Annotated in this window: 9 protein-coding genes and 1 pseudogene; 2 read left to right on the top strand and 8 right to left on the bottom strand. The window is 60.6% G+C overall.

Annotated features, from left to right (window positions below):
- Positions 1-56: 56 nt before the first annotated feature.
- The 6 genes and pseudogenes from LRS56_05225 to leuC all read right to left on the bottom strand — a co-directional run bounded on the left by LRS56_05225 (position 57) and on the right by leuC (position 6,602).
- Positions 57-1,067, bottom strand: a complete 1,011-nt coding sequence (locus LRS56_05225) for an aspartate-semialdehyde dehydrogenase (protein ID WDU63928.1) — start codon at positions 1,065-1,067, stop codon at positions 57-59.
- Positions 1,068-1,305: 238 nt separating this feature from the next.
- Positions 1,306-2,418, bottom strand: a complete 1,113-nt coding sequence (gene asd / locus LRS56_05220; protein ID WDU63927.1) for an aspartate-semialdehyde dehydrogenase — start codon at positions 2,416-2,418, stop codon at positions 1,306-1,308.
- 64 nt (positions 2,419-2,482) lie between these two features.
- Positions 2,483-3,565 (bottom strand): 3-isopropylmalate dehydrogenase, encoded by a 1,083-nt coding sequence (gene leuB, locus LRS56_05215; protein WDU63926.1) that lies wholly within the window; start codon positions 3,563-3,565, stop codon positions 2,483-2,485.
- A 53-nt stretch (positions 3,566-3,618) separates the two neighbouring features.
- Complete coding sequence (locus LRS56_05210; GenBank protein ID WDU63925.1) at positions 3,619-4,383, bottom strand: class I SAM-dependent methyltransferase; 765 nt, start codon at positions 4,381-4,383, stop codon at positions 3,619-3,621.
- Between the two features lie 144 nt (positions 4,384-4,527).
- A pseudogene (gene leuD / locus LRS56_05205) lies at positions 4,528-5,173 on the bottom strand (3-isopropylmalate dehydratase small subunit).
- 10 nt (positions 5,174-5,183) lie between these two features.
- The gene (gene leuC / locus LRS56_05200; GenBank protein ID WDU63924.1) at positions 5,184-6,602 is read right to left on the bottom strand and encodes a 3-isopropylmalate dehydratase large subunit; all 1,419 of its coding nucleotides are present in this window, start codon (positions 6,600-6,602) and stop codon (positions 5,184-5,186) included.
- A 147-nt stretch (positions 6,603-6,749) separates the two neighbouring features.
- On the opposite strand from leuC, the gene LRS56_05195 reads away from it, so the two are divergent.
- Positions 6,750-7,640 carry a LysR family transcriptional regulator gene (locus LRS56_05195; GenBank protein WDU63923.1) on the top strand — a complete coding sequence of 297 codons (891 nt, stop codon included), beginning with the start codon at positions 6,750-6,752 and terminating at the stop codon, positions 7,638-7,640.
- Between the two features lie 66 nt (positions 7,641-7,706).
- A complete protein-coding gene (locus tag LRS56_05190; protein ID WDU63922.1) occupies positions 7,707-10,985 on the top strand; it encodes an EAL domain-containing protein in 3,279 nt (1,092 codons plus the stop codon).
- Here the strand turns inward: LRS56_05190 and LRS56_05185 are convergent.
- Together LRS56_05185 and LRS56_05180 are read right to left on the bottom strand one after the other, a co-directional pair.
- The gene (locus LRS56_05185) at positions 10,966-12,405 is read right to left on the bottom strand and encodes a hypothetical protein (protein WDU63921.1); all 1,440 of its coding nucleotides are present in this window, start codon (positions 12,403-12,405) and stop codon (positions 10,966-10,968) included. The genes LRS56_05190 and LRS56_05185 overlap by 20 nt on opposite strands.
- A gap of 128 nt (positions 12,406-12,533) precedes the next feature.
- Positions 12,534-13,274 carry a hypothetical protein gene (locus LRS56_05180; protein WDU63920.1) on the bottom strand — a complete coding sequence of 247 codons (741 nt, stop codon included), beginning with the start codon at positions 13,272-13,274 and terminating at the stop codon, positions 12,534-12,536.
- Positions 13,275-13,363: the final 89 nt, after the last annotated feature.

Here is a 13,363-nt window from a genome sequence, read left to right as displayed (position 1 = left end):
CGGGCCAAGCATAGCGCCTGGCTAGAATCAATCTACAAATTGCCGCCAAGTATCTTTTACGCAAGGCCTTTTATCAACAACTGCGCCAGCTGCACAGCATTCAGTGCTGCACCCTTGCGTACGTTATCTGACGTCAGCCACAAATTTAGTTCCGCCGGGTCGTCCACGCCCGCACGCACTCGGCCGACGTAGACCACATCCTGGCCGACCGCATCGCCCACCGCAGTGGGGTAGTCACCCTCTTCCACCAGCTCGATACCCGGCGCTGCGTCAAGTGCGCGGTTGACGGCGGCCAGGTCGACCGCCGCGCCCAATTGCAATGACACAGTCAGGCTATCGCCAAAAAACACCGGGGCTTGAACGCAAGTTGCGGAAATCTTTAGTAAAGGTGTTTCCAGCACTGCACGCAGCTCGTGTACGAGACGTTTCTCCAGGACTGTATGACCCTGGGTATCCGGCGTGCCGACTTGGGCCAACAGATTGAAGGCCATCTGCCGATCAAAAAATTGCGGCTCCAGCGGGCGCACATTCAACAGCTCGGCGGTTTGCCGGGCCAGCTCGCTGACGGCTTCACGGCCCTGGGCAGACACGGCCAGGTTGGCGGTGACGCTGACGCGCTGGATATCCAGCAGGTTGCGCAATGGCGCCAGAACGACGGCCAGGTTGGTAGCGGAGGGGCTTGGGCTGCTGAGCTGGAAAGGGTTTTTCAGCCCCTTGAGCACGTGCGCGTTGGCTTCCGGCACCACGCGAGGTGCCTGCTCGGCAGGCAAGGCGCCCGACAAGTCGATCACTGAACACCCTGCCGCCGTGGCGCGTGGCGCGAAGCTCAAGGTCACCGCCGGGCCGGCCGCGAAGAACGCCAGCTGCACTTTGCTGAAGTCGAATTCGTCGACTTCCTTGACCCGTACGTTCTTGCCGCGAAAGGGTACTGAAGCACCGGCTGAATTGTTACCGGCCAACAGGTACAGAGTGCCCACCGGAAAACTCAGCTCTTCGAGGATCTGCACCAGGGTTTCACCGACGGTGCCGGTGGCGCCGATCACGGCGATTTCAAAGGTCTGGGTCATGGGGGCTGCCTCGGGCATTGCGGGGGGAGCGGCACTTTACCGGGTGGTTGGGGGTGAGGCAATTGGGCTGGGCCCTGGGGTGAGGCTGATGGCCCCATCGCGGGCAAGCCCGGCTCCCACATTTTGATTTGTGAACACAGCCAAATGTGGGAGCTGGCTTGCCTGCGATGAGGCCCTCAAGAGCAACAAAAAACCCGCGCCTGTCACCAGAGCGCGGGTTTCATCCTACCAGCAGCGATCAACGCTCCAGCAGAATCCGCAGCATGCGACGCAACGGCTCAGCCGCGCCCCACAGCAGCTGGTCGCCAACCGTGAACGCGCCGAGGAACTGGCTGCCCATGTTCAGCTTGCGCAGACGACCAACCGGCACATTCAGGGTGCCGGTGACCTTGGTCGGGCTCAGCTCCTGCATGCTGATATCACGGTTGTTCGGCACCAGCTTGACCCAAGGGTTGTGCTGGCTGATCAGCCCTTCGATATCAGCGATCGGCACGTCTTTGTTCAATTTGATGGTCAGCGCCTGGCTGTGGCAACGCATGGCGCCGATGCGCACGCAAATGCCGTCCACCGGGATCGGGCTCTTGAAGCGACCGAGGATCTTGTTGGTCTCAGCCTGGGCCTTCCACTCTTCGCGGCTCTGGCCGTTCGGCAGCTCTTTGTCGATCCACGGGATCAGGCTGCCGGCCAATGGCACACCGAAGTTCTCGGTCGGGTACGCATCGCTGCGCATGGCTTCGGCCACACGGCGGTCGATGTCGAGGATCGCGCTGGCAGGGTCCGCCAGTTGATCGGCAACCGCGGCATGGGTCGCGCCCATCTGCTTGATCAGTTCACGCATGTTCTGCGCGCCGGCGCCGGAGGCCGCCTGATAGGTCATGGCGCTCATCCACTCGACCAGGCCCGCTTCGAACAGGCCGCCCAGGCCCATCAGCATCAGGCTGACGGTGCAGTTGCCGCCGACGTAGTTCTTGGTGCCGGCATCCAACTGCTGGTCGATGACCTTGCGGTTGACCGGGTCGAGGATGATCACCGCGTCGTCCTGCATGCGCAGGCTCGAGGCGGCATCGATCCAGTAACCCTGCCAGCCGGCTTCGCGCAGCTTGGGGAAGACTTCGCTGGTGTAGTCGCCACCCTGGCAGGTCAGAATCACATCGAGGGTTTTCAGCTCTTCAATGCTGTAGGCGTCCTTGAGCGGAGCAATATCCTTGCCCACGGACGGCCCTTGGCCACCCACGTTCGAGGTGGTGAAAAACACCGGCTCAATAAGATCGAAATCCTGCTCTTCCAGCATCCGCTGCATGAGCACGGAACCGACCATACCGCGCCAACCGATCAGACCTACACGTTTCATCGCAACTACACCTTGTTAAAAAGTGGGCCGCCTTGCAGCAACATCTGCAAGCGGGCCCGAGAGATTACAGATTCCGCAGCGCGGCGACTACTGCGTCGCCCATTTCTTGCGTACCGACTTTGGTGCAACCTTGTGACCAGATGTCACCGGTGCGCAGGCCCTGGTCCAGCACCAGGCTTACGGCCTTCTCGATCGCGTCCGCCGCATCGCTCAGGTTGAAGCTGTAACGCAGCATCATCGAGACCGACAGGATGGTCGCCAGCGGGTTGGCAATGCCCTGGCCCGCGATGTCCGGCGCCGAACCGTGGCACGGCTCGTACATGCCCTTGTTATTGGTGTCCAGCGACGCCGACGGCAGCATGCCGATGGAACCGGTGAGCATCGAGGCCTGGTCTGACAGGATGTCGCCGAACAGGTTGTCGGTGACGATCACGTCGAACTGCTTGGGCGCACGCACCAGCTGCATGGCGGCGTTGTCGACGTACATGTGGCTCAGTTCGACGTCCGGGTAGTCCTTGGCCACTTCTTCAACGATTTCGCGCCACAGTTGGCTGGAGGCCAGTACGTTGGCCTTGTCCACCGAGCAGACCTTTTTGCCGCGCACACGGGCCATGTCGAAACCGACCCGGGCGATACGGCGGATTTCGCTCTCGCTGTACGGCAAGGTGTCGTAGGCCTGACGTTCGCCATTCTCCAACTCGCGCACGCCACGTGGCGAGCCGAAATAGATACCGCCGGTCAGTTCACGCACGATCAGGATATCCAGGCCCGCGACCACTTCCGGCTTGAGGCTCGAAGCGTCAGCCAGTTGCGGGTAGAGGATCGCCGGGCGCAGGTTGCCGAACAGGCCCAGTTGCGCACGGATTTTCAGCAGGCCGCGCTCAGGGCGGATGTCACGTTCGATCTTGTCCCATTTCGGACCGCCCACGGCGCCGAGCAGCACGGCGTCGGCTGCGCGGGCGCGGTCCAGGGTTTCGTCGGCCAGCGGCACGCCGTGCTTGTCGATGGCGGCGCCGCCGATCACGTCGTGGCTCAATTCGAAGCCCAGGCTGTACTTGGTGTTGGCCAACTCCAGGACCTTGACCGCTTCGGCCATGATTTCCGGACCAATACCGTCGCCAGGGAGAATCAGAATCTGCTTGCTCATGCGTTCCTCATTTCATCAAGCGACCCGCCCGTGGGCAGGTCGGGAAAAATCAATCAGCGCTCGGCGAACACCACCAGCACGTCGGTGCTGAAGGTGCCGTCGGCTTGAATTTCGTAGTAATCGCGTACTTCCTGGCCCATCGCCTTTTGCAGCTCAAGGATTGCGGCGCGCAAAGCCTGCGGCGTGCGCATGCGCTCGACCCACGAGGTGTATTCCAGGCGCAGGCGCTGGCGACTGCTGGTGCGCACATGCAAACCGGACTCGCTGAGCTGCTGCATCCACTCGGCGGCAGAATAATCGCGCACGTGGCTGGTGTCGCGCAGCACTTCGACGGTTTGCAGGTAAGTGTCCAACAGCGGGCTGCCCGGTGACAATACATCGACGAACGCCGCCACGCCGCCCGGCTTGAGCACCCGGCGCACTTCACGCAGGGCCAGGCCCAGGTCGCTCCAGTGGTGGGCCGAGTAGCGGCTGAACACGAAGTCGAATTCGCCATCGGCAAACGGCAGGCGCTCGGCAGCGCCCTGTACGGTGCGGATGTTGCCCAGGGCACGGTCGCTGGCGGCGGCCGCCACCACGTCGAGCATCTGCTGGGACAGGTCGTAGGCCACCACTTCTTTTACCAGCGACGCCACATGGAAGCTGACATGACCTGCACCGCAACCCAGGTCCAGCAGCCGTGCGCTGCCCTGCCCGGCCAGTTCGGCCTGCAGCAGCGCGAATTCGGTGCCTTGGGCGTGCACGGCACTGCTCAGGTAGGCCGAGGCTTGCTCGCCGAATTGTTTTTGCACGACTTGGGTGTGGGCGGTGGTGGCCATGGTGGGCTCCTTGGGTGTTGTGTTGTTAACACTGGCCTCATCGGGGGCAAGCCCCTCCCACATTTGATTGCATTTCAACTGAAGAAACTCGGTCGAATGTGGGAGCGGGCTTGCTCGCGAAGGGTCAATCCGGTCTACATAGAGTCAGGCGTCGCGAAACAACCAAGGCTGGCTAGCGCGGTGCTTGGCTTCAAAGGCGGCAATCGCGTCGCCGTCCTGCAAGGTCAGGCCGATATCGTCCAGGCCGTTGATCAGGCAGTGCTTGCGGAAGGCGTCCACTTCAAAGTGGTACACCTTGCCATCCGGACGGGTCACGGTTTGCGCGGCCAGGTCGACGGTCAGCTGGTAGCCCTCTTCGGCTTCCACTTGCTTGAACAGTTCGTCGACTTCTTCGTCGGTCAAGATGATCGGCAGCAGGCCGTTCTTGAAGCTGTTGTTGAAGAAAATGTCGGCGTAGCTCGGCGCGATGATGCTGCGAAAGCCATATTCTTCCAGGGCCCACGGCGCGTGTTCACGGCTGGAGCCGCAGCCGAAGTTCTCGCGGGCCAGCAGCACGCTGGCACCCTGGTAGCGTTCGGCGTTGAGCACGAAATCCTTGTTCAAGGGGCGCTTGGAGTTGTCCTAGTAGGCGTAGCCCACGTCCAGAGTAGCGCCACTCATCGAACAGGTTCGGGCCGAAACCGGTGCGCTTGATCGACTTCAAGAACTGCTTGGGGATGATCTGGTCGGTGTCCACGTTGGCACGGTCCAACGGCGCGACAAGACCGGTGTGTTGGGTAAAAGCTCTCATCGGGTATTCCTCAGATCAATTCGCGAACGTCGATGAAACGACCGTTGACGGCAGCGGCGGCGGCCATGGCCGGGCTGACCAGGTGGGTACGGCCACCGGCGCCCTGACGCCCTTCGAAGTTACGGTTGGAGGTGGACGCGCAATGCTCGCCCGACTCCAAACGGTCCGGGTTCATCGCCAGGCACATCGAGCAGCCCGGCTCACGCCATTCAAAACCGGCTTCGAGGAAGATCTTGTCCAGGCCTTCGGCTTCGGCTTGCGCTTTGACCAGGCCCGAACCTGGCACCACGATGGCTTGCTTGATGGTCGAGGCGACTTTGCGGCCCTTGGCGATCACCGCCGCGGCGCGCAGGTCTTCGATCCGCGAGTTGGTGCAAGAGCCGATAAACACACGGTCCAACTGGATGTCGGTGATCGCCTGGTTGGCCTGCAAGCCCATGTACTTCAGGGCACGCTCGATGGAGCCGCGCTTGACCAGGTCGGTTTCCTTGGCCGGGTCCGGCACGTTCTGATCGACGGCCAGGACCATTTCCGGCGAGGTGCCCCAACTGACTTGCGGCTTGATCTGCGCGGCGTCGAGCTCAACCACCGTGTCGAACACGGCATCGGCGTCGGAGACCAGGTCTTTCCAGGCTTCTACCGCGGCATCCCAATCGGCGCCTGCCGGTGCGAATGGACGACCTTTGACGTATTCGACAGTTTTTTCGTCCGCCGCCACCATGCCCACACGGGCACCGGCCTCAATGGACATGTTGCAGATGGTCATGCGGCCTTCGATGGACAGGTCGCGAATCGCGCTGCCGGCAAACTCGATAGCATGCCCGTTACCGCCTGCGGTGCCGATCTTGCCGATCACCGCGAGCACGATGTCCTTGGCGGTTACGCCGAACGGCAACTGGCCTTCGACCTTGACCAACATGTTCTTCATCTTTTTGGCGACCAGGCACTGGGTGGCGAACACATGTTCCACCTCGGAGGTGCCGATGCCATGGGCCAAGGCGCCGAACGCACCGTGGGTGGAGGTGTGGGAGTCGCCGCAGACCACGGTCATGCCGGGCAAGGTCGCCCCTTGCTCCGGGCCGATCACGTGCACGATGCCTTGACGCACGTCATTCATCTTGAATTCGGTGATGCCATATTCGTCGCAGTAGTCGTCGAGGGTCTGCACCTGAAGGCGCGATACGGTGTCGACGATGGCGTCAATGCCACCCTTGCGCTCCGGGGTGGTCGGTACGTTGTGGTCCGGGGTGGCGATGATCGAGTCGACGCGCCAAGGCTTGCGCCCGGCCAGCCGCAGCCCTTCGAACGCTTGGGGCGAGGTCACTTCATGGATGATGTGACGGTCGATATAGATCAGCGACGAGCCATCGTCGCGCCGTTTCACTTCATGGGAATCCCAAAGCTTGTCGTAAAGCGTTTTGCCGGCCATCAGTCGGTCCTCATCATCGGTCTTTCTATGCCCCGGGTCTTGAGACATTCAATAACCCTTTGGCTTGTGAGGCTGATGGTATGGCGCTACATTAAATAACTCAAATTCATATTTTTTATGCTTTGGATTACCAACTGGAATACCTAAATGGATCTGGCCAACCTCAATGCCTTTATTGCCATCGCCGAGACCGGCAGCTTCTCCGGCGCCGGTGAGCGCCTGCACCTGACTCAGCCGGCCATCAGCAAACGCATTGCCGGCCTGGAGCAACAACTGAAGGTACGCCTGTTCGACCGACTGGGCCGCGAAGTGGGCCTGACCGAGGCCGGCCGGGCCCTGCTGCCACGCGCCTATCAGATTCTGAATGTGCTGGACGACACCCGTCGCGCCCTGACCAACCTCACCGGCGAAGTCAGCGGGCGCCTGACTCTGGCCACCAGCCACCACATCGGCCTGCACCGCCTGCCGCCGATCCTGCGCACCTTTACCCGGGAATACCCGAACGTGGCGCTGGATATTCAGTTTCTCGATTCGGAAGTGGCCTACGAAGAAATCCTCCATGGCCGCGCCGAAGTGGCGGTAATCACCCTGGCACCCGACCCGCACAACCTGGTGCGTGCGACCCCGGTATGGGATGACCCGCTGGATTTCGTGGTGGCACCCGAACACAGCCTGACCAGCAACGGCACGGTCAACCTGGCCGATATTGCCAGGCACCCGGCGGTTTTCCCGGGAGGCAACACCTTTACACACCATATTGTCAGCCGACTGTTCGAGGCCCAGGGCCTCACACCGAACATCGCAATGAGCACTAACTATCTGGAAACTATAAAAATGATGGTGTCGATCGGCCTGGCATGGAGCGTATTGCCACGCACCATGCTCGATGACCAGGTGGCAAGTATCGCTTTGCCGGGCATACAACTCAGTCGCCAGCTAGGCTATATCGTGCACACCGAAAGGACGCTGTCGAATGCTGCGCGGGCTTTCATGAGCCTATTGGATGCACAGGTCGATCTGCCAGGGATACCGGCATGAAGCTGTGCGGCCTCAAGGTCTGAACTGAACCGCGCCGAACGCCCATTGAGCCAAGGCCCTTTGATAATGCGCAACCCCGTCGATTCCGTGCCACCCCTGCCCCGTATTTACGCCCTTGACCCGCAAGAGGCGGAGCAAAGCTGGGACAGCGCCCCGCAGTTGCTGGCAGCCCTCAATGCTGCCCGCCTGGGCGCGTGGTGCTGGGAAATCGATACCGGGCGCATCAGTTGGTCGCGGGGCACCCAGGCGCTGTTCGGCTTCGACCCCCGCCAACCGCTGCCCAAGGACCTGGATTACCTTGACCTGCTGGCGCAGCAGGATCGCGCCCGCGTAGTGCGGGCCTTTCACGCGGTGCTGGCGGGTGAACCGTTCGAGCAGGCCATGCATCACCATATCCAATGGCCGGATGGCAGCCATCACTGGCTGGAAATCAATGGCAGCCTGGCCCCGGACAAGGCCGGCCGGCGCCGCATGATCGGAGTGATCCGCGAGACCACCCGCCAGCGCGAACGCGAGCACGCCCTGAGCCACTCCGAAAAACGCTTCGCCACGCTGTTTCACCTGTGCCCCAACATGGTGTTGCTGACCCGCCAGGCCGACGGCCTGATCAGTGAGGCCAACCAGTATTTCGAGATGCTGTTCGGCTGGCCGCTGGCCGACGCCATCGGCCGCACCACCCTGGACCTTGGCCTGTGGCGCCACCCCGAGCAACGCGCAGAGCTGGTCAAAGCCACCCAGCGCAAAGGCGAGCCCATCACCATGGAGGTACAGTTTTGCGCCAGTAACGGCCAAATCCACGATGGCACCCTCAGCGCGCAAAAGGTCGAGCTGGAGGGTGAGGCGTATTTGCTCAGCACTTTCCTTGACACCACCGAACGTAAAAACGCCGAGCAAGCCCTCAAGGACAGTCAGGAGCGCCTAGACCTGGCCCTGGATTCGGCGCAACTGGGCACTTGGGACTGGCACATCCCCAGCGGCATGCTCTACGGCTCGGCCCGCGCCGCCCAGTTGCATGGCCTGCCGGCCGAGCCCTTCCACGAATCTTTCGACGCGTTCTTCGAGGGCATGCCCGATGAAGAACGCGAAAACATGCGCAACGCCTATCGCACCCTGCGCGAAGGCCCCGCCGGCAACTACCAGCTGACTTACCGCGTGCAAATAGAGGACGGCAGTTCGCGCTACCTGGAAAGCCGCGCCCGCCTCTACCGCGACGAACAGGGCGCGCCGCTGCGCATGGCCGGCACCCTGCTGGATATCACCGACCAGGTAGAGCGCGAACTTCGCCTGACCGCCTCCGAAGAGAAATTCGCCAGCCTGTTCCAGGCCAGCCCGGACCCGATCTGCGTGACCTGCCTGGATAGCGGGGAATTCATCGAGATCAACCCGGCGTTTACCCAGACCTTCGGTTGGACAGCGGCCGAAGTGATCGACAAAAGCGTCGAGCAGATCGGCCTGTGGGAAGAATCCAGCAAGCGCCTGCAACGCATCGAACGGGTGATTCGCGAACAGGCGCTGAGCAATGTGGCCATCCTGGTGCACCACAAGAACGGCCAGGCCCTGACCTGCGTGATTTCCAGCCGGTTGATCAAGGTCGGCGACCAGCCGTGCATCGTCACCACTCTGCGCGATATCACCCAGCAGCAACGCTCGGAGGCCGCGCTCAAAGCCAGTGAAGAGAAATTTGCCAAGGCTTTCCATTCCAGCCCCGACGCGATTTCCATCACCGAGCGCGACACCGGGCGTTATGTGGAGGTCAACGACGGTTTTTGCCGCCTGACCGGCTACCGGGCCGAAGAAGCCATTGGCCTGACGCTGTACCAGATCGGTATCTGGGCCGATGAGAACCAGCGTTCGGCGCTGCTGGCCGAGCTGCAGATCAAGGGGCGCATTCATCACCTGGAAATGCTCTGGCACAACAAACGTGGCGAATTGCTGGCGGTGGAAGTGTCGGTCGAGCCGATCACCCTCAATGAAACCCCTTGCCTGCTGCTGACCGCCCGGGATGTGAGCCTGCTGAAGAACGCCCAGGCGCAGATCCGTCACCTGGCCTATCACGACCCGCTGACCAACCTGCCCAATCGGGCACTGCTGATGGACCGCCTGAGCCAGCAGATCGCCCTGCTCAAGCGCCATAACCTGCGCGGCGCCCTGCTGTTTCTCGACCTCGACCACTTCAAGCACATCAACGACTCCCTCGGGCACCCGGTGGGCGACACGGTGTTGAAAATCGTCACTGCGCGCCTGGAAGCCAGTGTGCGCATGGAGGACACGGTGGCACGTCTGGGCGGCGACGAGTTCGTGGTACTGCTCAGCGGCCTGGAAGGCTCACGCGCACAGGTCAGCGCCCAAGTGCAGGAACTGGCCGACACCCTGCGCGAATTGCTTTCGGAGCCAATGTTCCTCGACGGCCACCGGCTGCAGGTAACACCAAGCATTGGCGTGGCGTTGATTCCCGACCATGGCTCAACCCCGGCAGACCTGCTCAAGCGTGCCGACATCGCGCTGTACCGCGCCAAGGATTCGGGGCGCAACACCACACAGATGTTCCACAACAGCATGCAAAAAACTGCCAGCGAACGCTTGCGCATGGAGACCGACCTGCGCCTGGCCTTGTCTCGCGGCGAGTTCAGTGTGCATTACCAACCGCAGGTCGATGCACGCGGCAACAAGATCGTCGGCGCCGAAGCCCTGGTGCGCTGGCAGCACCCGCAGCTGGGCGCGCAGTCGCCGACTGAATTTATCAAGGTGCTGGAAGACAGCGGGCTGATTCTGGAAGTGGGCACCTGGATTCTCGATGAAGCCTGCGCCACCTTCGCCCAACTGATCGCCGAGGGCCTGGTGGACCCGCTGAATTTCAGCCTGTGCGTGAATATCAGCCCCCGGCAGTTTCGCCAGAACGACTTTGTCGAGCGGGTGGAACGCAGCCTGCGCGCGCACAAACTGCCCTTCAGCCTGCTGAAGCTGGAAATCACCGAAGGCATCGTGATTCAAAACCTCGACGACACCATCAGCAAAATGCGTCGCCTTAAAAAGCTCGGGATCAGCTTCGCCATGGACGATTTCGGCACCGGCTATTCGTCACTGACCTATCTCAAGCGCCTGCCGGTGGATGCGCTGAAAATAGACCAGTCATTTGTGCGTGATGCCACCCACGACCCGAACGACGCGGAAATCATCCGTGCCATTGTGGCCATGGCCCGCAGCCTGAACCTGAAAGTGATTGCCGAAGGCGTGGAAACCCTCGAACAGCTGGCCTTTTTGCAGGGGCTTGGCTGCCATTTGTATCAAGGGTATCTGCACAGCCGCCCCTTACCGGTGGAAGGCTTCAGGCGACTGCTGGTGTAACCTCCCCCACAAGCTTTATCGCCCGGTAGCCGGAGTTGTTCCACTCCGACGACGCCAGCGGCAACTTGGAGCCATACAGGTCCAGGCTGCCACTTACTACGGCCACCGAGTGCCGATAGCTGGCCAGGGTTCCCAGTGCGCCCTCGGCTAACTCCTTGGCGGTACTTGGCCGCGTGTAGGCATACAGCCCCAGGCGTCGAAAGGCTTCCCCCGGATGCTCACCATCATTGAGCGTCTGCATTGCCACCTCAAAACTCTCGCCGGCGCGGGATTCGTGGTTTTCCAGCATGGCTCGCTTTGCACTCACTGCGTAGAGGAAGTTAGCGTCCTTAAGCAGCGCTTCGTCAGGCCCTTTGAGGTTTGAACCTTGTTCGGCCTTTTTCAGCTCATCAAAGGTCAGACTGAGTGAGTAACCATCGCGCATGGTCACGGCATAGCCGTCGCTGGTCGCACTGATATTTTTGTAGATACCGGTCGGGTTCTGGCCGAACTTCATCATCGCAGCCTTGATCGCCGATACCGTCACACAGTTGCCCTCGGCGCCCTGATAGAAACCACTCCAGATATCGCCAGGTTTTACGCCTACCGGTACGCTGGAAACGCTGACGCTGCCCTGCTCAATCGAGCGATCATCGTCTGCAGCATCATCGCCCACCAGCATGTAACCGTAAGTACGCCCAACCGGCGCCTGCCGCTGATGATCATACTGCCGCCCCTCCAGCACCAACCCTGCGCCGAAGTAGTGGGTGTCGGCCACGCCAACCGCGCCTTTGCTGTGCATCTGGTCCGTGGGGACATGCTGCATAAAACCCACCATGCCCATACCCTTGAGGGCTCGCAGCGGCGTTTCACCTTCAAGGGTCTTGGTCAGGGCTGCATCAAAGCCGTTGCTCATTGACGCGTAAGGCCCTTCCATCTGCTTGCGTTTGACGAACGCTGCAAAGATAAAATTGGCATCCTTTATCGCCCCTGGATCATCCCCGGCGAACCGTGAAGCCCCCGCAGCACGTTGCAACTCATCTTGAGTCAGATGCAGCTCGAAACCATCCTTCATCTTCACAGCGTAGCCACCCGATGCGGGCGTTACTGGGTCAAATACACTTTCCGGGCTTTGGCCAAACTTGAGCATCATCATCTTGATGACCGCAGCGTGGGTACTGACATCAAAATACTCACCAAAGTGACGCTCGGTGGCGTTAAAAGCGTTAATAATGTCTTCGGGCTTTTCGCCTTTTTTCTTGGTTGAAACATAAGCCTCTGCCCCCACCGGCGCCTCGTTTACGCGCTTACCGGAGCCGCCCCAAGCGCCAACAGAGTGGTGAGTGGGCGAAAAACCCTTATGACTTATTGGCGAAGGAACAACTAAAGGCGTGCGATTTATTTCCCAAACAGGCACGGAACCGCGTGAAACCAAGTTCATTATTATTCACCTTCTTAATGTTAAAATTAACAAGCGAGCCACTGCAAACAACAAAGTTCAAACAGCCATCAATGCATCAACCCCGGATGAAAAAGTTGCTGACTGGCTCGAGACTTAACCGGCAACTATTACTTCAGCGCTACTGCATACCCCCCTGTCGGAGGCCACCCTTTTTTTCCATACAACTCTTCAACACCATTGATCACGGCCGCCGAATGCCCCCGCCGATTGACCATACCGAGCACACCACTCGCCAGCTCACTGACAGGCACACGCTTGATGTGCTGCCTTAACCCCAATCGCAGCAAACCTTCACCGGGACCCTGTTCATCTTCACCATCATTGAGGCTGTGTATCGCGGCCCTGAAGCCCATACCTGCATAGCCATCGTTGTTTTCCAACTGGGCCCTTTTAGCGCTTACCGCGAACAAAAAATGAGCATCTTTGAGTGCTTCTTTATCGCGGCCGACAAACTTCGAGCGTTGCGCCGCCGTGTCCAACTCGGCCTTGCTCAATTGAAGAACATACCCATCGCGCATCACCACCCGATAGCCATCTCCCTCTTTTTGAACGTCTTCAAAGATATCCGTCGGGCTCTGCCCAAATTTCACCATCGCCACCTTGATGGCCGAGACCGTCACGCAATTTCCACCAGGCCCCTGACGGAAACCGCCCCAGATATCATCGGACTGGGCCCCATTACGCTTGCTTGATAGATCGGGAAGATCGCCCCCGATCGACGCTGTCGCCAGCGGCTGAGGCGGCAGCTGGGACACGAGGGGGGCGGCAATCATGGCGCGATGACGCAGGTGCCCGAGCAGTTGTTTTAGATGGATAGCCTGCGGTCTGATGTTTCGCATCAGGCTCATAAGCACTGTCGGGAGGTCCTCGCCGGTGGCGTAACCCACGTTCTTTTTGTGGCTTCGGATTAAAGGGGTGTGGGTTAAAGAATCAAAAG

Source organism: Pseudomonas poae, from assembly GCA_028869255.1.
Lineage (GTDB): Bacteria > Pseudomonadota > Gammaproteobacteria > Pseudomonadales > Pseudomonadaceae > Aquipseudomonas > Aquipseudomonas poae_C.
This window is presented reverse-complemented; position numbering and strand designations above follow the sequence as displayed.

Excerpts from the sequence above, each read along its gene's own strand:
- LRS56_05225 (WDU63928.1), bottom strand. The coding sequence starts at position 1,067 with ATGACCCAGACCTTTGAAATCGCCGTGATCGGCGCCACCGGCACCGTC.
- LRS56_05185 (WDU63921.1), bottom strand. The coding sequence starts at position 12,405 with ATGAACTTGGTTTCACGCGGTTCCGTGCCTGTTTGGGAAATAAATCGC.
- leuB (WDU63926.1), bottom strand. The coding sequence starts at position 3,565 with ATGAGCAAGCAGATTCTGATTCTCCCTGGCGACGGTATTGGTCCGGAA.
- LRS56_05180 (WDU63920.1), bottom strand. The coding sequence starts at position 13,274 with ATGAGCCTGATGCGAAACATCAGACCGCAGGCTATCCATCTAAAACAA.
- asd (WDU63927.1), bottom strand. The coding sequence starts at position 2,418 with ATGAAACGTGTAGGTCTGATCGGTTGGCGCGGTATGGTCGGTTCCGTG.
- LRS56_05210 (WDU63925.1), bottom strand. The coding sequence starts at position 4,383 with ATGGCCACCACCGCCCACACCCAAGTCGTGCAAAAACAATTCGGCGAG.
- leuC (WDU63924.1), bottom strand. The coding sequence starts at position 6,602 with ATGGCCGGCAAAACGCTTTACGACAAGCTTTGGGATTCCCATGAAGTG.
- LRS56_05190 (WDU63922.1), top strand. The coding sequence starts at position 7,707 with ATGCGCAACCCCGTCGATTCCGTGCCACCCCTGCCCCGTATTTACGCC.
- LRS56_05195 (WDU63923.1), top strand. The coding sequence starts at position 6,750 with ATGGATCTGGCCAACCTCAATGCCTTTATTGCCATCGCCGAGACCGGC.